The following is a 19903-nucleotide window of genomic DNA, read 5'->3' on the forward strand; positions in this document are numbered from 1 at the left end:
ACAATGAGAATGGTGGACCTAATTGCAAAAAAACGTGATGGACATGCATTAACGACAGAAGAAGTGAAATTTATTGTAGAAGGCTATACAAATGGTGACATTCCAGATTATCAAATGAGCTCATTCGCAATGGCAATTTTCTTCCAAGATATGAATGATCAAGAGCGTGCTGATTTAACGATGGCAATGGTAAATAGCGGCGATACAATTGACTTATCAGCGATTGAAGGAGTAAAAGTAGATAAGCATTCAACGGGTGGTGTTGGTGATACAACTACACTTGTATTAGGTCCATTAGTGGCTGCTTTAGATGTACCAGTTGCTAAAATGTCTGGTCGAGGATTAGGGCATACAGGCGGTACAATCGATAAATTAGAAGCAGTACCAGGATTCCATGTGGAAATTGAAAATGATGAATTTATTCGTCTTGTAAATGAAAATAAAATTGCAGTTATCGGACAAAGTGGAAACTTAACACCTGCTGATAAAAAGTTATATGCACTTCGTGATGTAACAGCGACAGTAAACTCGATCCCTCTTATTGCGAGCTCTATTATGAGTAAAAAAATTGCTGCTGGTGCAGATGCAATTGTACTTGATGTAAAAACAGGTGCAGGTGCATTTATGAAAACGGATGAAGATGCAAAACGTTTAGCAGAAGCAATGGTACGTATTGGTAATAATGTTGGTCGTAAAACGATGGCAGTTATTTCTGATATGAGCCAACCGCTTGGCGAGGCAATTGGTAATGCATTAGAAGTACAAGAGGCAATTGATACATTACAAGGTAAAGGACCAAAAGACTTAGAAGAGTTATGTTTAACACTTGGAAGTCAAATGGTATACCTTGCTGGAAAAGCTTCTTCTTTAGAAGATGCGCGTGAAAAACTAATTGAAGTAATGAACAATGGAAAAGCGTTAGAAGCGTTTAAAACGTTCCTAGCAGCGCAAGGCGGGGATGCTTCTGTTGTTGATGATCCTTCTAAACTGCCACAAGCACAATTTAAAATTGAAGTAGAGGCAAAAGAAGATGGATACGTATCTGAAATTGTTGCAGATGAAATTGGAACAGCAGCAATGCTTTTAGGGGCAGGCCGTGCAACGAAAGAATCTGAGATTGATTTAGCTGTTGGACTTATGCTTCGTAAAAAAGTGGGCGATAGCGTGAAAAAAGGTGACTCACTTGTTACGATTTACGCGAACCGCGAAAATGTAGAAGATGTAAAAGCGAAAATTTATGAGAACATGAAAATTGCGAAAGACCATGTTGATGCACCGAAACTCGTGCATGGCATTGTAACGAAATAAGCTAAAAAGCTAAGGAGCCTTCTCCTTGGCTTTTTTTACTGTTTTTTGTTTATAATAATAATGGGTGAAATTATGATTAAAATTTGTGCAGTAACGAAAGAAGATGAAGTATTATACGATGTTTCGTTAGAAGAAACAGGACGAGAAGATATCGCATGGTATTGGCTTGATTTATATAAGCCAACAAAAGAAGAATATACATACATTTTACAAAAACATTTTAAGTTCCATCCCCTTGCGATTGAAGATTGTGTAGAATATGTACAGAGACCAAAAGTGGATTTCTATGATGGATATAACTTTTTAGTTCTCCATGCATTTGGAGAAGATGGATTAGAGCCACATGAGATCGATTTATTTGTTAGTGATCGTTATATTGTCTCTTTCCATTTTTCACATAATAATGCGATTGAAAGAGTGTGGACAACGCTTGGCGAGAGGAAACGTATCAAGAAGAGTTCTCTCCATGTAGCACATACAATCATTGACCAAATTGTGGATGACTACTTTGCACCTGTTTATTATATTGAAGATCATTTAAATGCGATTGATGATAATTTAACAGGGGATACAGCAGGGAGTGTACTAGAAGAAGTATTCGATATTCGTACGGACTTATCTAAGCTTAGACGTACAATTATACCGATGCGTGACCTCTTGTATCGTATTTTAAATTCAACTCGGTTTTACGGTGTAAGTGATCATGAAATTTACTTTAAGGATATATATGATCATTTACTAAAGCTTTCTGAAATGATTGAAGCAAGCCGAGAATTAACAGCTGATATTAGAGATAGCTATTTTTCATTGAATTCGCATCATATGAACAATATTATGAAAACATTAACGGTTTTCTCGACCATCTTCATGCCATTAACATTTATTGCAGGGGTGTATGGGATGAACTTCGCGCATATGCCAGAGTTAGCAGGGAAATATAGCTATTTTATTTGTTTAGTTATTATGGCGTTAATTGGTGGAGGAATGATGGCCTGGTTCTATAAAAAAGGATGGTTTAAGTAAAAAAACGCCGAGGGGATTCCCCGGCGTTTTTTCTAGCCAATAGCGTGTAACACAAACATGGCTAAGAATAGGCATGTAATGATATACATAGACGGTGCGACTTCTTTATGCTTTCCAAGAGCAATCTTCAAAATAGGATAAGCAATAAATCCGAACGCAATACCATCAGCGATACTATATGTGAGCGGAATCATAACGATAATTAAGAACGCTGGAAATCCTTCTGAAAAGTCGTTTAGAGGGATTGCCTGAATGTTTGTAATCATTAGACCGCCAATAATAATTAAGATTGGTGCAATGGCACTATCAGGAATTAATTTTACAAACGGAAGAGCAAACAGTGATGCGAAGAATAATATCCCTGTAACGATAGACGTCAGACCTGTTTTACCGCCTGCTGTAATACCTGCGGCACTTTCTACTGTTGAAACGGTAGGACTTGTGCCAAATAGACCACATGTCATTGCTGAAATTGCATTTGCTTGATAAGCACGTGGAAATTTACGGTCATCTTCTAATAATCCGTGTAAAAGTCCCATGTTCTCAAAAATAAGCACCATGCTTAAGGAAAATGTTGCAATCCAAAACGGTAAGGAAGAAAGTTTCCCAAATGACATAGCACCAAACACATCCCCGTAGTTAGCGAATGAAAATGAGCTATTCCCTATTTGGCTTGTATCAACAAGACCAAATAGCCATGCAATACCGGTTCCAATTGCAATCGTCCATAAAAAGTTCCCACGTACGTTACGAATAAATAACACAAGTGCCACAATAAGAGTAAGCAGTGTTGCCAAAACAACAGGACTACTTAATTTTCCTAATGCAACAGCAGTGTTCGGATGCGAAACGACAAGACCGCCTTTTTGCAAACCAATGAAAGCTAAGAATAAACCGATGCCGACAGTAATCGCTTCTTTTAATGACTTTGGAATTGATAATGAAAGCGTACGAGCAATCGGTGTAAACGCGGCGATTGCAAAAATAATACCGGCGATAAAGACAGCTGCTAATGCTTCTTGCCAACTTAATCCAAGCGTATGCACAGCTGTATACGTGAAGAATGCATTTACACCCATACCTGGTACAAGAATAGCAGGTGCATTTGCCCAAAATGCCATCATTAGACATCCGACAAATGAACTAAAAACAGTTGCCAAAATTCCTGCTTCAAGTGGAATGCCGGCATCTGATAAAATGGACGCATTGACAATCATAATATAAACAATTGTGAAAAATGATGTCGCTCCAGCTAATATTTCTTGCTTTGGTGATGTATGGTGTAGGTCTAATTTAAATGTTCTTTCAAGTATTCCTTTCATGTTAAACCTTCTTTTTCATATCCCTCTCCCACCCGTGATCTCTCTTTTGTAAAGAGCTCACCGTCCTTTATTATATCAGAACATAATCTTTTTACAATAAATAAAATGAGAACGTTTACTTAAAAGGTAACTGGTGCTATAAATATGTGAAAATGGCACGAACATTAGAGATGATTTCTAGTTCACCAGATTGAATTGGAGGAGCAGCTTGTGTGTGTAAAGTAGCTTGAGACATAAATTCACGCGGTGTTTGTGCTGATTCTTCAACGAGTGAAAGTGGGATGGGATTAATATTTAAATTATACGAACTCGCAATTGTACGAGCTTTTTCTTGAGCGCGCTGGACTGCTTGTAATAGTGCTTGTTGATAGTAAGCGTTTGGATGGGAAATGCGGAAGCGTAATCCTCTTGCTACATTTGCTCCATTTGTAACGGCTATATCATATACTTCCCCAGCTTTTTGTACATTTAAAACGGTAATTTCATACAAATGCTCGACTCGGTACCCTTGTAATAATGCTTTTTCGTTTACGTATTCATATTGAGGAGTAATTGTATAGGAAATGGTTTCTATATCCTTATCAGCGATACCAATTTGTTTAAGTGCAGCAAGTAATTGTTTAGATTGGATTGCATTTTCCTCCTGCGCTTGTTTCACATCTTTATTATCTGTTCTAATACCAATTGTTAGTACAACGACATTTGGTTTCGCTTTTATAACTCCTTCTCCTTGTACAGTAATAGTTGCTTGTTTTCCATTGCGGATATCGGGTGAATAGGGATTCATGCCAACTTGCATTTTTGCTCACCATCCTTTCTATATGTATATGAACAAAAGAGAGAGAAAATTTTATGTAAAAAGTTACATAATTAAGAATCAAAAGGAAAGAAAGCATATACAACGTAGGTATTTATAGATTATAATATGTGTAAATATGATAAAAAAGGGTCGAGGCTAGTGAACGAAAAAAGAGAAGCACTGATTTTAGATTTATCTGCATCATTTCGAAAGATGATACGTTTATTACAGAATGATATTAATACACGTTTTTCAGAGCATATGCCATATAATGAATTTTCTGTATTGCGTGCATTATTTTTGAAAAGCCCACAAATGGCTTCGCAAATAGCTAGTGAAGTGAACGTAACATCCAGTCATATTACAGCAGTAACAGATCGTTTAGTTAGAAAAGGTTTTGTAACAAGAAAACGTTCTGATTCAGACCGTCGTATTGTGTATTTGGAGATTACAGAACATGGAAAAGAAGTTACACAAGAACTTGAAGCTGTACGTAAAGAATACTATAAAGAAAAATTTAAAGGGTGGAGCGATCAAGAGATTGAGATGGTATTAGAACTATTTGGTCGCGTACTATAATTACAATAAATGAGGGTAGGGGGGCAAAGTGCTTTCCTATCCTTTTTCTTTTGAATAAAAATATTTTGAAACTCCAATACTTTAAGTAAAAAGTATCGGAGGGAAAATAATGAAATACATCGTTTCATTCGTAATTATTATTGGAAGTTTTATATGCTCTAGCACATTAATTTATGCAAAAACACCAATCCAAGTTGTTCAAAAAGAACTACACTATATTGCGAGTGATCAGCCCGTTTTATATTCAAAATTATGGGTGCGTTCTATGCAGAATGCTATTCTTTTTCACCATAGTAATAATATTCGTGAGCAAGATACACTGCGCAATGTCACAAATTCTTCTCTCGTAAAAGTAAAACAACTTTCACTTGAAAAGGCTTCGCATTACATCCCGAGGTTATCTCAATACGTCTCTAAATTTGAAAATAAAAATGTTCAAGTGTATTACATTGCTGTTCGTTATGAAGTGAAAAAAGAAAATCCATATCAATTAAATGGAATGAATTATTTTCTTCAAGTGTTTGTGCAGGAACAAGGAGATTGGAAAGTTGCTGAAAGTATTATAGCTCCGACAGATCAAATGATAGAGAATGGCGATGGATTTGGAATGAAAGAAGAGAAGGAGTATGGGAAAAGAAGAGAGAATGTGAAATAACCTCCTCGGGTGAGGAGGTTATTTCACATTCCAAGAAAACTTCCACTTTAATAAGCGCGATAAAAGAAAATAGCTAAAAATACTTGCTCCGAAAAACCCCATATAATAGCTAAACAGAGAACCAGATCCTCCCAATAGTACTCCCCAAAACATTCCAATAAAGATAACGGAACATATCATAAACAATTTTTTGAGTTTTGGATACAATAGAAATCTCCCATTTTGTTCATTTGGAGATCTAGCGTATAAGTACATACTTACAGGTAATAAAATAAGTATGTTTGTAATTGGACCAATGAGTGTCTTGGCTGAAGGAATGTGAGTAAAGTTAGGTTCATTATGGCGTACTCCATCACGATCGGTATAAGCACGCTGTGGATCATAATCAAAATTAATATGAAACCCTTGTGCAGGTCCAAGAATACTTGCCATTCCTAGTATGTTTGTATAGGAATCCGGAATTTCATTTTTTGTAGTAGGATCTTCACCTGTGTGCAGGGTAATACATCCGACAATAAGAGACGGAAGTATAAAGGGTAAACCTAGTACAGAAATAGTAAGAAACCCTTGTGAAATAACATTACCAGCGATTGTACCAATACATAAAGAGAGCGTATACACAGCAATTAGTATAAGAAGCATGTATAGAAAATAAGTATGGAAAGGTGAAAATAACTGATATTTATTGTGAAAAGTTGTCTTTTTCATAATGGCAAAAAGGCCCCAGTTCATTATGACAACCGCTATAATATTACATACACCAAAAAGCCATTTCGTTAAAAAGAGGTGTGTTCGCTTAAAGGGCATAGACCATAGAAAATCACTCGATTGATTTTGGCGTTCCCATCCGATGAGGGCGCAAGCTAAAGCGATAATTACACTCCCTTGAATAATAAGGGGATCGATTAGTGAAAGATTATAATGATAATGAAATATATATTTCCATTTATTATTCTCATGAAAATAGTTTAGTTGTTCTGCTGCTGCTAAATAATATTTATATGATAGTACGAAGAAACTTACTAGCCAAAATAACCAAATTATATATTTGCTTTGTTGATATGTCCGTAGCCATAGTGCTTTTTGAAACATAGGATCTCTCCTTTAAAAGACTTTATAGTTTGTAAGTCGTGATAATATAAAATAGGTGATAGTTCCAACTAAAAAGAAACCAACATAGTAACTAAATAACAAATCAAAATGGTTTAGCATTTGTCCCCCAATTAATGCAAAATACAACGTCGCACTCCATATCCAGAGTGAACGATATTTTTGAAAAAGAAAGATTTTCTTATTATTTTCGTTCGGTGATCTTGTATAAAGAAATACACCAAGAAATAAGCAACAAATTGTGTAGAAGAGTGGAACAAGGATTGCTTTAGCGGAATAGTAACTATGATAAGCAGGCCCTTGTGGAATTTTTTCGTTATCATCAGTTGGCTGGGATTTAGGATGATAACTGTAATTAATAGAAAAATGCATGATAGGAACTGAAATGTCTGTTTTTTTACCAATTGTGTAAAGTGATTCGTATTTCATATGATTCTTTTTATCTATCGCATCTACATGAGTTGTGAAGAAGAAAATTAAAAGTGAAAAGAATCCCATACCGATTACGCAAAAAGTAATGCTAAAGAAGCTTTGTGAAATGATACTTCCGGTAAATGTCCCAATACATAAAGAAGCGGTATAGATTGCCACATAAGAAACAATGGCATAAAGAAAGTATCGATGGAATGGACCAAATGATTGATATTCAAAATGAATGGTTGATTTATAAATGAAATACATAAGAACCCAATTTATGAGAAAGGATCCTACAATAAAAAATGTACCGAAAAGCCACTTTGATAGAAAAATATCACGTCGTTTAAATGGCATTACCATAAGTATATTTCCAGACTGGCTACTCCGTTCCCATCCAATTAAGAGACATGCTAGAGTAATGATAACAATTGCTAACCAAAAGCTATCAGAAGAATAAAAAGAATAGTGATAATAAAATTTTCCGTCTTCCAGAAGTTCTGGATGGGAAAAGAGTTGTTGTTGTTCTTGGGCAGCTTGATGGTACTCATAGGGAAGAAAGTAAAGAGTGCTTATAAAGAATATGAACACTACATATTTTCCAAGCTTCCAATTCCGCATCCATAATGCTTTATGAAACATAAACATCCCCCTCAAGTGTCGTAACAAATACATCTTCAAGAGACATTGTTAATTCCTCAATGAGCAGTGGCTGTTCTTTATGGAATTTTTCGAGTGTAGCAGCTACGTTTCCTTCGATTAAAATCGTATATACTTTTCCAGTTTGGTTTAATATTTTAATATTGCTTAAGTTTTCTAGTTTTTGAGGTAGAGAACGTTCATAAGCAACTTGGATTTTTGCATAGCATGACTTTGTGTCATCTAGTGCTGTGACAGAAGCGATTGTATGACTTTTTAAAATGATGATTGTATCAGCTATTTTTTCAACTTCGTCTAAATGATGGGTAGAGATGAAAATTGTAATTTCTTTTTCTGCCACTTCTTCAACGAGAAATTGTAAGATTTGTCTTTTTACAATAGGATCTAGTCCGTTTGTTGGTTCATCTAAAATGATGTATTCTACTTTAGCTGAAAAAGCTAAAATGATAGAGAGCAATGCTTTCATCCCTTTTGAATAACTACGAATTCGTTTGTTTGGTAAATTGAATCGTTCTAACAGTTGATAGAAATAATCTGCATCAAATGCTGTATAGACTGCTTTATAAAATTTGATGATTTCTTTCACCGTATACCCGTTCAAGATGTTCGTAGAGTCCGGTACATAAGCTACCTTCTGCTTAATTTCTGGATGTTTATGAACATCCACATCATCATATGTAACAGTTCCGTCATCCGGATCTAAAATTCCAACAAGTGTTCGAAGTAAAGTGGTTTTCCCCGCACCGTTTCTTCCGAGTAATCCAACAATACTGCCCTTTTGTAATGTGAAAGAAATATTGTCTAAAATGACTTGGTTATCAATTGTTTTTTTCAGATTTGTCACTTGTAGCATCTGTATTTTCTCCTAGCTCTTTATAGTATGAATCTATCCAATCGTGAATTTTTTCTTTTGTAATCCCAAGATAAGAAGCTTCTAGTAATAGTTGGTGAAATTGTTTTTCGACCATAGCAATTTTCCTTTCGTCCCATGTCGGTGTAATCGATTGAGAGACAAATGTACCTTTTCCTCGCAGTGTTTCGATAATACCTTGTCGTTCTAATTCTTGGTACGCTTTGCTTACTGTATTCGGATTAATGACAAGAAGTGAAGCAAGTTCACGTACAGATGGTAGTTTATCGTTTGGTGCTAACATGCTTTTTAGTACGAGTTCTTTTATATTTTGAACAATTTGTTCCCATATCGGAGTGTTGCTTCTTGGATCGAGTTGAATGTGCAAGAGCAGTGTCTCCTTCCTGATGAAATTTAAGTGTACTACTAGATGTAATACACTTAATACAATATATATGATAGATTTGTTTGTCAACACAAAATTTTAGAAAAATATGGTATAAAAACATATTATTTGGAAAAAATAGGTTTGATATAGAATGGAGGGTTAGTCATGAAGCGAGTTTTTGGAATACTTGTTTGTTTCATGTTGCTATTTTCTGGTGTTTCAGTTGGCTTTGCACAATCTGAGAAAGCGCAGTCTGAGAAAACAGAAGTAGAAAAGACACCGAAGTTAGCGGAGGAAGCATCGTCAGCAATTGTTATTGAGCAAGATACAGGTAAAGTCTTATTTGAGAAAAGTCCAAATGAAAAACTGCCGCCTGCTAGTATGACAAAGATTATGACAATGTTGCTTATCATGGAACAAGTTGAAAAGGGAAAACTAAAACTAGAGGATAAAGTCAGAGCAAGTGAACATGCAGCTTCAATGGGTGGTTCACAAATCTTTCTTGAGCCGGGTGAAGAGATGACAGTGAATGAAATGCTAAAAGGGATTGCAATTGCATCGGGAAATGATGCATCTGTTGCGGTTGCTGAGCATATCGCTGGTTCAGAAGAAGGCTTTGTAAACATGATGAATAAAAAAGCAAAGGATTTAGGATTGAAAAATACACATTTCCAAAATCCAACGGGTCTTCCAGCGAAAGACCATTATTCAACAGCATATGATATGTCAATTATGGCGAAAGAGTTGATGAAATATCCACTCATTCGAAAATATACAGGAAAGTATGAAGATTACTTACGTGAAAATACAGAGAAAAAGTTTTGGCTTGTGAATACGAATAAATTAGTTCGTTTTTACCCGGGGGTAGACGGGGTGAAAACAGGTTTTACAACAGAAGCAAAATATTGTTTAACAGCATCAGCTGAAAAAAATGGCATGCGTGTCATTTCTGTTGTCATGGGAGCGCCAACATCAAAAGAACGTAACAACCAGGTAACAAAGCTCCTTGATTATGCATTTGGACAATATACAACGAAAAAATTGTATAAACGCGGTGAAAAAATTCAAACCGTAAAAGTAGGAAAAGGGAAGAAAGAAAAGGTAGATTTAGTTTCATCGGATAACGTATCTCTTCTGATGAAAAAAGGCGAGAATATGGACAAGGTAAAACAGGAAGTTATCGCTGAAAAGAAAGTAAAAGCACCAATTAAAAAAGGTGATGCACTCGGTACACTTGTTATTAAAAAAGATAAGGATGTTTTATTAAAGCAAACGATTGTGGCAAAAGAAGATGTTGCTGCAGCGAGCTGGTGGGAACTATTTAAAAGAAGTTTAGGGATGTTTTCAACATCGAAATAGAAGCAAAGAGATTACAATTTTCTTACCCACATACATGAAAAAGGTAGAATAATTGCTGAAAGGTTCACATTATGGCGAAATAGTACTTCTTTTGTCAGTAGGAAGGATTCTTATTTTATGTTCACGAAAATCTTATGTAAATGAGTCAAGTTTAAGCATAAGGAGGAAATCGTGTGAGTCTTTCCATGCATTTAGAAGTAAAGCGTGATGTCTTATGTGTTCGGCTAGCGGGTGAACTAGATCATCATACTGCTGAAGAGTTGCGAGCGAAAGTAACGGATATGATTGAAACGCATCGCGTTCATCATATTGTACTAAGTTTAGAGAAATTAACATTTATGGACAGTTCTGGTCTTGGTGTTATATTAGGCAGATACAAGCATGTTAAAGGTTTAGGAGGGGAGATGGTCGTTTGTGCAATCTCACCTCCTGTAAAGCGTTTATTTGAAATGTCAGGTCTGTTTAAAATCATTCGCTTAGAAGAAAGTGAAGCGCATGCGCTCGCGACATTGGGGGTGGCATAAATGAGAAATGAAATGAACCTTCAATTTTCAGCGTTAAGTCAAAATGAATCGTTTGCTCGCGTCACAGTTGCTGCTTTTATTGCACAGTTGGATCCAACAATGGAAGAATTGACAGAGATTAAAACAGTTGTGTCTGAAGCGGTCACAAATGCAATTATTCACGGATATGAAGGGAATGCAGAAGGTGTTGTTTACATTTCAGTGATTTTGGAAGAAGCAATGGTGAAACTCACGATTCGAGATGAAGGGGTTGGCATTTTTAACTTAGATGAGGCAAGGCAACCTCTTTTTACAACTAAACCTGAATTAGAGCGTTCCGGAATGGGATTTACTATCATGGAAAATTTTATGGATGAGGTAGAAGTTATTTCAAATGAATCTTTCGGGACAACAATCCATTTGACAAAATACTTATCAAATAGTAACGCTCTATGCAATTAAGGAGAATTGTCTATGGACATAGAGGTCAGAAATGAGAAGAAGAAACCTCAGTTAAAGGACCACGAGTTAAAAGTGTTAATTCAAAAAAGTCAAGATGGAGACCAACAAGCAAGAGATACGATAGTCCAAAGTAATATGCGTCTTGTATGGTCAGTTGTGCAACGTTTCCTCAATCGAGGATATGAACCAGATGATTTATTTCAAATTGGCTGTATTGGACTCTTGAAATCGGTAGACAAATTTGATTTGTCTTTCGACGTGAAATTCTCAACCTATGCAGTTCCAATGATTATTGGAGAAATACAGCGTTTTTTGCGTGATGATGGATCGGTGAAAGTAAGTCGCTCTTTAAAAGAGACTGGAAATAAGATTCGAAAGATGAAAGATGAGCTTTCTAAAGAATATGGAAGAGCTCCAACGATTAATGAGGTAGCAGAAGCGCTTGAGTTGACACCAGAAGAAGTTGTTCTTGCGCAAGAAGCGAGTCGTACTCCATCATCCATACATGAAACAGTTTATGAAAATGATGGAGATCCTATTACGATACTAGATCAAATTGCAGATCAAACAGAAACGAAATGGTTTGATAAAATCGCTTTAAAAGAGGCAATTAGAGAACTTGATGAGCGTGAACGCTTAATTGTATATTTGCGCTATTATAAAGATCAAACTCAATCAGAAGTAGCAGAGCGAATTGGAATTTCACAAGTCCAAGTATCAAGGCTTGAAAAGAAAATATTAAAACAGATGAAAGATCGAATAGATGAATAGCCATCTATTCGATTTTTTTGCTTTGAACTAGAAAGCAGTGATAGTTCAAATAAAATTGAGAAGAAGAAAAAATTGCATCTTATGTTACTGTTGTTATCCTTTCCAAAATCAAAAAATTTCAATCACCCAGAATTATTATCGGAATTTATTGATAATTTAGTGGAATTAAAATATATTACACCGCTTATGTTAGGGTATATGCTTATTGATGGTACGATTCAAAACATTCAAAAAACTATGGTAATTATCTGACACAATTTGTCGTGACGTATGGTTGGGTTCTGGTAGCAGCGTTTCTTGTCGTTGCATTGATTATTAGTTTGAAAAAATGGAATACACAAATACATTCAGATTCTGCCCAGCTTGAAAAAGAATGGAAAGATCGAGGTGTTTCATGATGAGTGAATCAGCAATTATGATGATGATCATTGGAATTGTAGTTATTTGGGGAGGATTAGCTTTAAGCATTATGAATTTATTTAGAAAAAAAAGGCATAAAGAAAAAACATCTGTGCCAAAATGGTGCAGATGTTTTTTCTTTATTAGTTAATGAACCTCACCTGAAGGTTCAAAATATGAAGAGAGTGATTCTAAAGAAATACATTCGCTTTATTAACCGAGTGATTGTTGATTAAAAATCCAACGTGCAAAGTTCCATTTTATAAAAAAAGTTGTATTAGAAAATTTTCCAGAAACCATACTACAACTACGAGGAATAGTAAAGAGGTGAATGGAGTGGAGCGAACAATCTATCTCAAAATGCGAAATCGTCTGCAAGTATCCCCTTCATATGAGGTGAAGATTGAAGATATTGCACAAGTAGTTGGGGATTCTGGCTTAGTAGAAAAAATAAAAAAGCAACTTGTCTATAAAATCACAAAACGTGATAAAACACATGTTGTAATTGATGCGATGAAAATCATTCAAGTGATTCAACAAACTACGCAGCATATACAAATTAATTTATTTGGTCCTGGGCAAACACTTGTTGAAATCGTCTATGAAAAAAAGAAAGTACACCCCATTTTCTTTGGATTGGTTTGGATGTTACTTTTTGTCGGTGCGGCTCTTGCGATTATTTATTTTCATGAAGATGTAAGTATGCAGCAAGTACACTGGCGCTTATATTACATGATTACGGGAGAAATCAACTATAAACCACTCCTGTTTCAAATTCCGTATTCTTTAGGACTGGGATTAGGGATGGTCTTATTTTTTAATCATGTGTTTCAAAAACGAATTAATGAAGAGCCAAGTCCGTTAGAAGTGGAAATGTTCCAGTATCAACAGTCACTCGATCAATATGTCATGATCAATGAAAATAAAGAGAGTGCAAAACAAATCGCAGATGATTGAGTATGGAGTAGTGATAGTAATTGGGCTTGCTGGTGGGATTGCAGTTGGAGGGGGATATGTGGCATTTTTAGCTGTGCTTGGTGTAATCCCACGTTTAGCCCAGTTAACAAGGAGTGGCCATCGGGTTCAATTTTTTGAGTGGGCCGTAATTGGTGGTTCTTTGGCCGGAGCATGGTGCAGTTTAAGAGATATAACCTTTCAAACATCTCAGTATTGGCTCGTTTTACTTGGCTTATTTTGTGGAACATTTATTGGTATGCTTGCCGCGACTTTGACAGAGGTATTGAATGTTTTACCTATATTAGCAAAACGGGTAGGCGTAGATGGGAAAATTGTCATTCTACTCGTTGCGCTTGTACTTGGAAAGGTAATGGGCTCTTTATTTCATTGGATTTATTTTGCAAGATAGGAGGTATCAAGATGGCCCAAAATAAATTAAAAGATGATTACATAAATAAAGTAAAAAATTATCATCCAAAGCCAAATTATGTGATGAATTGTGTAAAAGCTTTTGTTGTAGGTGGACTGATTTGTACAGTAGGTGAATGCTTGATGAAATTTTATATGTATTATTTTCACTTTAATGAGCAAAATGCGGGAAATCCTACGATAGCAACACTTGTATTATTATCAGCCATATTAACTGGATTTGGTGTATATGATAAAATCGGTCAATTCGGAGGGGCTGGTTCAGCAGTTCCTGTTACTGGATTTGCAAATTCAATGGCAAGTGCGGCAATGGAGCACCGTAGCGAGGGAATTGTACTCGGAGTTGCTACAAATATGTTTAAGCTTGCTGGAAGTGTAATTGTATTTGGAGTTGTTGGAGCATACATTGTTGGTCTAATTCGATATACGTTTAAACTTTGGTTGTCTTAAAGGAGACTAGATATGAGATTGACAGGGAAGCAAACATGGGTATTTCAAAATAATATATTTGTGAATGCAACAGGTACTGCTGTCGGTCCAAAAGAAGCGGAAGGTCCTCTTGGAAAGTGCTTTGATATTTCATATGATGATTTGCATTGTGAGGAAGAAAATTGGGAGCTTGCTGAAAGAAGATTGATGAATGATTCAATTCAGCAGGTCATACAAAAGGGGGATATAAAGCCTTCGCAAATTGATTTTTTTTTAGCGGGAGATTTATTAAACCAAACCGTTACAGCAAATTATGTGGCGAGGGAGCTTGGGATTCCTTTTTTAGGAATGTTCAGCGCTTGTGCAACATCAATGGAGACACTAGCGATTGGATCGGCCTTTATTGATGGGGGCTTTGCTAATCGTGTGATAGCTACGGTTAGTAGTCATAATGCAACTGCAGAACGACAGTTTCGTTATCCGACAGAATACGGGGGGCAAAGACCTGGTTCAGCAACTTCAACTGTTACAGGGGCAGGGACGGCTTTAATTAGTAAAGAACAGAGCAATATTAAAATAACAGCTGCAACCATTGGAAAAGTGCAAGATTTAGGAATTACAGATCCTTTTGATATGGGATCAGCAATGGCACCTGCTGCTGCCCATACGATTCAACAGCACTTTGAAGATTTAGGGAGAAGTGCAGCTGATTATGATCTTATCGTTACAGGGGATTTATCAGGTGTTGGAGCACCAATTACGAAGCAACTTTTACTTGAGGAAGGGTATGACTTAGGGAATGTATATAATGACTGCGGATTAATGATTTATAACAAGGATCAAGAAGAGGTTTTTGCAGGTGGAAGCGGTTGTGCCTGTTCGGCAGTTGTAACATACGGTCATTTACTACAAGAAATGAAAAAAGGAAACTTACAGCGTATTTTTGTAGTTGCAACAGGAGCATTGTTAAGCCCGATTATGATACAACAAAAAGAAACGATTCCGACAATTGCACACGGCGTTGTATTTGAAAGGATAAAAGGGGTGTGAATTGTGGATTTTGTATACGCGTTCATCGTTGGGGGAGCTATCTGTGTAGTAGGACAGCTTTTAGTGGATTTTGCTAAATTAACTCCTGCACATTTGATGGCAACTTTTGTAGTAATTGGAGCGGTTTTAGATAGCTTTGGACTATATGATAAGCTCATAAAATTTGCAGGTGCTGGAGCAACTGTTCCGATAACGAGCTTTGGACATTCCCTTTTGCATGGAGCACTAGAGGCGGCTGAAAAACATGGTTACTTAGGAATTGGAATTGGTATGTTTAGTTTGACTTCTTCAGGTATTTCAGCATCGATATTATTTGCATTTTTTGTAGCACTTATATGTAAACCGAAAGGATAAATCAAATGAGACGAAGGGTTATTTTGGTGACAGATGGAGATGAATATGCAAAGCGGACAATTGAGCTGTTAACAAAGGAGTTTGGCGGAAGGTGTATTTCAGCATCGCAAAGTAATCCGACGAAATTGACAGGGAAAAAGATTGTGGAGCTAATTATGCAAACGCCATATGACCCTGTATTTGTCATGTTTGATGATAGTGGATTTATAGGAGAAGGTTCAGGTGAAAAAGCGTTAAAATATGTGGCAATGCATAAACAAATTGATGTTCTCGGCATTTTAGCTGTTGCATCTAATACACATCATTGGGAGTGGGCGCGTGTAGATGTCAGCGTAGATCGGGAAGGCAGATTAACAGAATACGGTGTTGATAAATTTGGACTTCCTGATGGTGAAATTGGCAGAATTAATGGAGATACGATTTATTGTTTAGATGAATTAAATGTCCCTGTAATTGTTGGAATTGGTGATATTGGAAAGATGTGTGGAAATGATGAGTGGGAGCGAGGAGCACCAATTACAAAAAAAGCAATTCAATTAATTTTAGAAAGGAGCGGATTTTATGACGAAACAGAAGAAAGTTAGTATCCCAATCTCTTCTTTTTTGAGTGACAATGAAAATTATTTAAAACAAACAGTCGGACTAGGTGTTACATTTGATGTTGGGATTCGTAAATTTCAAATTCTTGATAAAGAAATCGGTGTATTATTTGTAAATGGATTGTGTGATACAAATTACCTCATTCACATTTTGGAAGAAGCAGTAGATACAAATGAAATAAGAGATGTTGAAGAAGATACAGTTAAGCTTTTAGAAAATCGCCTTATCCATCAACAAGTAAGTAAAGTAAAAACGATGGATGAGGTAATGCTACAAGTATTATCGGGACTTGTTATTATTTTTGTAGAAGGGGAAACAGAGGCCTTTGCAATCGATGTTCGTAGTTATCCAGGACGAACACCAACAGAACCAGATACAGAAAAAGTAGTGCGCGGGGCAAGAGATGGTTTTGTAGAAAATATCATTGTAAATACAGGGCTAATAAGAAGGCGTATTCGCGATCCGCGCCTTCGAAACGAAATTATCCGGGTTGGGGATCGGTCACAAACGGATATTTGTATTACCTATGTTCAGGACGTTGCGAATCCAGATTTGGTAAAAATCATTAAGCAAGAACTAGAAAGTATTGAAGTAGATGGAATTACAATGGCTGACAAAACCATTGAAGAATTTTTAGTGAAGCAGGGTTATAACCCTTTCCCGCTTATTCGTTATACAGAAAGACCAGATGTAGCGGCAAATCATTTATTAGAAGGGCATGTATTAGTTATTGTTGATACATCTCCAAGTGTAATGATTACACCAACAACGTATTTTCATCATGTGCAGCACGCAGAAGAGTTTAGACAAAATCCGGCAGTTGGTACATTTTTACGGTGGGTTCGTTTTGTAGGCATTATATTTTCTGTGTTTTTATTGCCGTTTTGGCTCGTTTTTGTGTTCGATCCAACATTGTTACCAGAGAAACTTGCTTTCATTGGGCCAAATAAAATGACGCATCTTCCTATTTTATTACAAATAATTCTGGCCGATGTTGGACTTGAATTTTTGCGAATGGCATCGATTCATACACCGACTCCTTTATCATCAGCTGCTGGTTTAATTTCAGCAATTTTAATTGGACAAATTGCAATTGACGTTGGCTTATTTGTTCCAGAAGTTATTTTATATACAGCAGTCTCAATGATTGGAATATATGCAACGCCAAGTTATGAATTAGGGCTTGGAAACAAACTCGGAAAGTTATTTGTTATTATTTTGACTGGTTTGTTTCATGAGATAGGATTTGTAATTGGAATGACAATGTTAATTTTGTTTTTAGCATCTATTAAAAGTTTACAAACACCATACTTATGGCCGTTTTTACCATTTGACTGGGGCGCGTTAACGAAAATTTTATTACGTCCAACTATGTCTAGTCTAAAAGTACGTCCAAGTATTGTACACCCGCAAAATATACGTAGACAAAAATAAGCAGGAATCTTTTCCTGCTTATTTTTTATTAGAAATTTATCGTATTTTAACAAAATCACAACATTTTTTTCGTACACTTAGAGTAGACATTGTGTATGAAAGGGGAAGAGGGCATGATTAAATTATTTGTAAGTGATTTAGATGATACACTTTTTTATAATGTAAGCAATATTCATAAGGAAGATGAAAAAGCACTTTGTTGGTTAGCAGAAAAAGGGACAAATATTTGCTTTGCTTCTGGTCGTTTTACGCATCGAATTCATGAAGCAGTTAGGCAATTCTCATTTCCATATTACACGACAGGATTAAATGGTGCTACGATGCTATTACCAAACGGACAAATATTCCATGAATCGAAATTCAATGATGGAGTTGCCCAGGAAATATATCGATATATACATGAAAAAAGGCTAGCTGATATTGTGTGTGCAAAAGAGCAGAGATATACGAAAAAGAAAAATGAACATCATTATGTTTTTGAAGAATATATGGGTGTGCATATTGCTGAAATAGAAACATTAGAGGAGGAATTTGGTAAAACAATTCATCCTGCAAAGTTGTTTGTGTATGGAGAAGCAGAAAAGATTGTGACATTGGATCAAGAGCTAAGAGACACTTTTCATGAGCACGCTGAAATTTTTATTTCTGGAAAAGGATATGTAGATATTATGCCAATGGGGGTTAGTAAAGGAAGTGCTTTAAAACGTTTGATGGAGCATTTGAAAATTGAAGCGCATGAAGTAGCATGTATTGGTGATTCTTTTAATGACATTTCTATGTTTGAAGTAACACCGCATTCTTTTACTCTTCATCATGCACATCCATATGTGAAGGAAAAGGCATGTCATGTTGTTCGTTCTGTAGAGGAAGCGATTATGAAATTACCGTTGCTTATATAATAGATAAATCCATTTTGATTTTTCACATATAAGCTGCTATGAAAAACAAAAGGTGACCTGCACTCGTTTTCTTTCTTTGTTTTCACTTGGTATGGGGCAGGAAGAGGATCTGACCGCTGCTATGCATGGTCGGATGCTCTCTTCCACCTGAAAAGAAAGATTTTATGTCGGTTTTTTAGTTTGGATTTATATAATAAAAAGCTCGTCAATGACGAGCTTTTTATTACTTAAATAATGATTTAATAAAATCAATGATACTAGAGAAGAAATCTTTTACTTTATCTAGGAAGCCTTGTCCTTCTTCAGATCCTAAAAATGCTGAAACATGTTCTTTTGCTTTATTTAATTGGCTACCAACTTGGTTCCAGTCAATATTTAAATTTTTCATTTTATCAAATAATGAAACTAAGCTATCTAATTGCTCATCTGTTAGTGTAATACCAAGTTGATCAGCAATTTTTTTAATTAGCGCACGTAAATCTTCTGTTGTTTTTGGCTGTTCCTTAGCAATTTCTTCTTTTACTTTCGCAACAAGTTGAACAGCTTTTTCGTCACCAATTTTGTCACCAAGTTTCGCTGTTTGTACCATTTCTTCATTGGCTACTTTTTTTACTTCTTCAGGAATTTCTTTTTTCGATGTTGTTTCGTAAGCCTTCATTAATCCTGTTAAAGCAGCTGTTCCTGATACTTTAAATGGTGCCGTGATTTGGATCTCTGCATCTTTAACACCTGCTGTGATGAGTGCGTTTGTATACATTGCATCTGTTACCCAATTAATGTTTTTCGCTCGCACAATAAGACCTGATCCTGGTTTTGTATACGTAATTATAGAAGAGGAAATAGCTCTCGTACCAATTTGTGCTTTTGGAACAATACCCTCTAAAAATTTATGTTCTTCCGCATTAGATACAGTAATAATTTGCGCATCTTTTGGCGCTTTCATTTCTTTTAAAAGATCTTGTTTTTGTTGTTCAGATAAATTTTCTCCTAATGTAACGATTGATTCTCCCTCAATCACGTCTGCAAATGAAGCTGTTGGGATCATAAACACCGTAACAGCTAGTAGCAGAGCTAATAGTTTCGTTTTCACGAAAAATCGCTCCCTTTCTCTTTCTGGAATTTGCGGGTAACACAGTAATTATAGTATAT

At 35.9% G+C, this 19903-nt stretch carries 24 protein-coding genes and 1 pseudogene; 18 read left to right on the top strand and 7 right to left on the bottom strand.

Annotated elements, in window-relative coordinates:
• Nucleotides 1–3: 3 nt before the first annotated feature.
• Both ACM6HU_RS08105 and corA read left to right on the top strand, forming a co-directional pair.
• Nucleotides 4–1308: a pyrimidine-nucleoside phosphorylase gene (locus tag ACM6HU_RS08105; protein WP_016116173.1), complete on the top strand. Its 1305-nt coding sequence runs from the start codon at nucleotides 4–6 to the stop codon at nucleotides 1306–1308.
• A gap of 60 nt (nucleotides 1309–1368) precedes the next feature.
• Complete coding sequence (gene corA / locus ACM6HU_RS08110; protein WP_016116172.1) at nucleotides 1369–2331, top strand: magnesium/cobalt transporter CorA; 963 nt, start codon at nucleotides 1369–1371, stop codon at nucleotides 2329–2331.
• A gap of 32 nt (nucleotides 2332–2363) precedes the next feature.
• Here the strand turns inward: corA and ACM6HU_RS08115 are convergent, their stop codons facing one another.
• Together ACM6HU_RS08115 and ACM6HU_RS08120 are read right to left on the bottom strand one after the other, a co-directional pair.
• Nucleotides 2364–3653: an NCS2 family permease gene (locus tag ACM6HU_RS08115; RefSeq protein ID WP_016116171.1), complete on the bottom strand. Its 1290-nt coding sequence runs from the start codon at nucleotides 3651–3653 to the stop codon at nucleotides 2364–2366.
• 136 nt (nucleotides 3654–3789) lie between these two features.
• Entirely contained in the window at nucleotides 3790–4452 is a 663-nt protein-coding gene (locus ACM6HU_RS08120; protein ID WP_016116170.1) for an SIMPL domain-containing protein, read from the bottom strand.
• 159 nt (nucleotides 4453–4611) lie between these two features.
• Here ACM6HU_RS08120 and ACM6HU_RS08125 point away from each other — a divergent pair, with 159 nt between their 5' ends.
• Nucleotides 4612–5031, top strand: a complete 420-nt coding sequence (locus tag ACM6HU_RS08125) for a MarR family winged helix-turn-helix transcriptional regulator (protein WP_016116169.1) — start codon at nucleotides 4612–4614, stop codon at nucleotides 5029–5031.
• Between the two features lie 109 nt (nucleotides 5032–5140).
• The gene (locus ACM6HU_RS08130; RefSeq protein WP_016116168.1) at nucleotides 5141–5686 is read left to right on the top strand and encodes a hypothetical protein; all 546 of its coding nucleotides are present in this window, start codon (nucleotides 5141–5143) and stop codon (nucleotides 5684–5686) included.
• Between the two features lie 18 nt (nucleotides 5687–5704).
• Here ACM6HU_RS08130 and ACM6HU_RS08135 read toward each other — a convergent pair whose 3' ends face one another.
• Genes ACM6HU_RS08135 through ACM6HU_RS08150 form a run of 4 tightly spaced genes read right to left on the bottom strand, consistent with a single transcriptional unit; the run spans nucleotide 5705 to nucleotide 9108 of the window.
• On the bottom strand, nucleotides 5705–6778 hold the full coding sequence (locus ACM6HU_RS08135) for an ABC-2 transporter permease (RefSeq protein ID WP_016116167.1): 1074 nt from the start codon (nucleotides 6776–6778) through the stop codon (nucleotides 5705–5707).
• Between the two features lie 12 nt (nucleotides 6779–6790).
• Complete coding sequence (locus ACM6HU_RS08140) at nucleotides 6791–7852, bottom strand: ABC transporter permease (RefSeq protein ID WP_016116166.1); 1062 nt, start codon at nucleotides 7850–7852, stop codon at nucleotides 6791–6793.
• Complete coding sequence (locus ACM6HU_RS08145) at nucleotides 7842–8723, bottom strand: ABC transporter ATP-binding protein (RefSeq protein ID WP_016116165.1); 882 nt, start codon at nucleotides 8721–8723, stop codon at nucleotides 7842–7844. Before ACM6HU_RS08145 ends, ACM6HU_RS08140 begins: the two co-directional genes overlap by 11 nt.
• A complete protein-coding gene (locus ACM6HU_RS08150) occupies nucleotides 8689–9108 on the bottom strand; it encodes a GntR family transcriptional regulator (protein ID WP_016116164.1) in 420 nt (139 codons plus the stop codon). Before ACM6HU_RS08150 ends, ACM6HU_RS08145 begins: the two co-directional genes overlap by 35 nt.
• Before the next feature lie 165 nt (nucleotides 9109–9273).
• Between ACM6HU_RS08150 and dacF the strand changes: the two genes are divergently transcribed.
• The 14 genes and pseudogenes from dacF to ACM6HU_RS08220 all read left to right on the top strand — a co-directional run bounded on the left by dacF (nucleotide 9274) and on the right by ACM6HU_RS08220 (nucleotide 18754).
• Nucleotides 9274–10467, top strand: coding sequence for a serine-type D-Ala-D-Ala carboxypeptidase DacF (gene dacF, locus ACM6HU_RS08155; protein WP_016116163.1), 1194 nt, complete (start codon nucleotides 9274–9276; stop codon nucleotides 10465–10467).
• A gap of 173 nt (nucleotides 10468–10640) precedes the next feature.
• The gene (gene spoIIAA / locus ACM6HU_RS08160; protein WP_016116162.1) at nucleotides 10641–10991 is read left to right on the top strand and encodes an anti-sigma F factor antagonist; all 351 of its coding nucleotides are present in this window, start codon (nucleotides 10641–10643) and stop codon (nucleotides 10989–10991) included.
• Nucleotides 10992–11432, top strand: a complete 441-nt coding sequence (gene spoIIAB, locus ACM6HU_RS08165; RefSeq protein ID WP_003200026.1) for an anti-sigma F factor — start codon at nucleotides 10992–10994, stop codon at nucleotides 11430–11432.
• Nucleotides 11433–11444: 12 nt separating this feature from the next.
• Nucleotides 11445–12203: an RNA polymerase sporulation sigma factor SigF gene (gene sigF, locus ACM6HU_RS08170; RefSeq protein WP_016116161.1), complete on the top strand. Its 759-nt coding sequence runs from the start codon at nucleotides 11445–11447 to the stop codon at nucleotides 12201–12203.
• Nucleotides 12204–12362: 159 nt separating this feature from the next.
• Nucleotides 12363–12601: pseudogene (locus ACM6HU_RS08175) on the top strand (sodium-dependent transporter); the annotation flags it as partial.
• On the top strand, nucleotides 12601–12753 hold the full coding sequence (locus tag ACM6HU_RS08180) for a methionine/alanine import family NSS transporter small subunit (protein WP_080119054.1): 153 nt from the start codon (nucleotides 12601–12603) through the stop codon (nucleotides 12751–12753). The pseudogene ACM6HU_RS08175 and the gene ACM6HU_RS08180, both read left to right, overlap by 1 nt.
• Before the next feature lie 185 nt (nucleotides 12754–12938).
• Nucleotides 12939–13559 (top strand): stage V sporulation protein AA, encoded by a 621-nt coding sequence (locus ACM6HU_RS08185; protein WP_016116158.1) that lies wholly within the window; start codon nucleotides 12939–12941, stop codon nucleotides 13557–13559.
• Complete coding sequence (locus tag ACM6HU_RS08190) at nucleotides 13552–13968, top strand: stage V sporulation protein AB (protein ID WP_414848104.1); 417 nt, start codon at nucleotides 13552–13554, stop codon at nucleotides 13966–13968. The genes ACM6HU_RS08185 and ACM6HU_RS08190 overlap by 8 nt, the downstream gene beginning before the upstream one ends.
• An 11-nt stretch (nucleotides 13969–13979) precedes the next feature.
• Nucleotides 13980–14438, top strand: coding sequence for a stage V sporulation protein AC (spoVAC, locus tag ACM6HU_RS08195; protein WP_016116157.1), 459 nt, complete (start codon nucleotides 13980–13982; stop codon nucleotides 14436–14438).
• Between the two features lie 12 nt (nucleotides 14439–14450).
• A complete protein-coding gene (spoVAD, locus tag ACM6HU_RS08200) occupies nucleotides 14451–15467 on the top strand; it encodes a stage V sporulation protein AD (RefSeq protein ID WP_006095867.1) in 1017 nt (338 codons plus the stop codon).
• Between the two features lie 3 nt (nucleotides 15468–15470).
• Nucleotides 15471–15821 carry a stage V sporulation protein AE gene (spoVAE, locus tag ACM6HU_RS08205; RefSeq protein ID WP_414848105.1) on the top strand — a complete coding sequence of 117 codons (351 nt, stop codon included), beginning with the start codon at nucleotides 15471–15473 and terminating at the stop codon, nucleotides 15819–15821.
• A gap of 5 nt (nucleotides 15822–15826) precedes the next feature.
• Entirely contained in the window at nucleotides 15827–16405 is a 579-nt protein-coding gene (locus ACM6HU_RS08210; protein ID WP_016131928.1) for a stage V sporulation protein AE, read from the top strand.
• The gene (locus ACM6HU_RS08215; protein ID WP_016116155.1) at nucleotides 16383–17855 is read left to right on the top strand and encodes a spore germination protein; all 1473 of its coding nucleotides are present in this window, start codon (nucleotides 16383–16385) and stop codon (nucleotides 17853–17855) included. The genes ACM6HU_RS08210 and ACM6HU_RS08215 overlap by 23 nt, the downstream gene beginning before the upstream one ends.
• A gap of 95 nt (nucleotides 17856–17950) precedes the next feature.
• Nucleotides 17951–18754: a Cof-type HAD-IIB family hydrolase gene (locus ACM6HU_RS08220; RefSeq protein WP_414848106.1), complete on the top strand. Its 804-nt coding sequence runs from the start codon at nucleotides 17951–17953 to the stop codon at nucleotides 18752–18754.
• A 223-nt stretch (nucleotides 18755–18977) separates the two neighbouring features.
• On the opposite strand, the gene ACM6HU_RS08225 is transcribed toward ACM6HU_RS08220, so the two are convergent.
• Complete coding sequence (locus ACM6HU_RS08225) at nucleotides 18978–19844, bottom strand: DUF1002 domain-containing protein (RefSeq protein WP_006095863.1); 867 nt, start codon at nucleotides 19842–19844, stop codon at nucleotides 18978–18980.
• Nucleotides 19845–19903 lie beyond the last annotated feature (59 nt).

It is taken from the genome of Bacillus sp. IT-79MI2 (genome assembly GCF_949768135.1).
Lineage (GTDB): Bacteria > Bacillota > Bacilli > Bacillales > Bacillaceae_G > Bacillus_A > Bacillus_A pseudomycoides.

Coding starts and splice junctions, on each gene's coding strand:
- ACM6HU_RS08105 (WP_016116173.1), top strand. CDS start 4: ATGAGAATGGTGGACCTAATTGCAAAAAAACGTGATGGACATGCATTA.
- corA (WP_016116172.1), top strand. CDS start 1,369: ATGGGTGAAATTATGATTAAAATTTGTGCAGTAACGAAAGAAGATGAA.
- ACM6HU_RS08115 (WP_016116171.1), bottom strand. CDS start 3,653: ATGAAAGGAATACTTGAAAGAACATTTAAATTAGACCTACACCATACA.
- ACM6HU_RS08120 (WP_016116170.1), bottom strand. CDS start 4,452: ATGCAAGTTGGCATGAATCCCTATTCACCCGATATCCGCAATGGAAAA.
- ACM6HU_RS08130 (WP_016116168.1), top strand. CDS start 5,141: ATGAAATACATCGTTTCATTCGTAATTATTATTGGAAGTTTTATATGC.
- ACM6HU_RS08135 (WP_016116167.1), bottom strand. CDS start 6,778: ATGTTTCAAAAAGCACTATGGCTACGGACATATCAACAAAGCAAATAT.
- ACM6HU_RS08140 (WP_016116166.1), bottom strand. CDS start 7,852: ATGTTTCATAAAGCATTATGGATGCGGAATTGGAAGCTTGGAAAATAT.
- ACM6HU_RS08145 (WP_016116165.1), bottom strand. CDS start 8,723: ATGCTACAAGTGACAAATCTGAAAAAAACAATTGATAACCAAGTCATT.
- dacF (WP_016116163.1), top strand. CDS start 9,274: ATGAAGCGAGTTTTTGGAATACTTGTTTGTTTCATGTTGCTATTTTCT.
- spoIIAB (WP_003200026.1), top strand. CDS start 10,992: ATGAGAAATGAAATGAACCTTCAATTTTCAGCGTTAAGTCAAAATGAA.
- sigF (WP_016116161.1), top strand. CDS start 11,445: ATGGACATAGAGGTCAGAAATGAGAAGAAGAAACCTCAGTTAAAGGAC.
- ACM6HU_RS08180 (WP_080119054.1), top strand. CDS start 12,601: ATGAGTGAATCAGCAATTATGATGATGATCATTGGAATTGTAGTTATT.
- ACM6HU_RS08190 (WP_414848104.1), top strand. CDS start 13,552: ATGATTGAGTATGGAGTAGTGATAGTAATTGGGCTTGCTGGTGGGATT.
- spoVAC (WP_016116157.1), top strand. CDS start 13,980: ATGGCCCAAAATAAATTAAAAGATGATTACATAAATAAAGTAAAAAAT.
- spoVAD (WP_006095867.1), top strand. CDS start 14,451: ATGAGATTGACAGGGAAGCAAACATGGGTATTTCAAAATAATATATTT.
- ACM6HU_RS08210 (WP_016131928.1), top strand. CDS start 15,827: ATGAGACGAAGGGTTATTTTGGTGACAGATGGAGATGAATATGCAAAG.
- ACM6HU_RS08215 (WP_016116155.1), top strand. CDS start 16,383: ATGACGAAACAGAAGAAAGTTAGTATCCCAATCTCTTCTTTTTTGAGT.
- ACM6HU_RS08220 (WP_414848106.1), top strand. CDS start 17,951: ATGAAAGGGGAAGAGGGCATGATTAAATTATTTGTAAGTGATTTAGAT.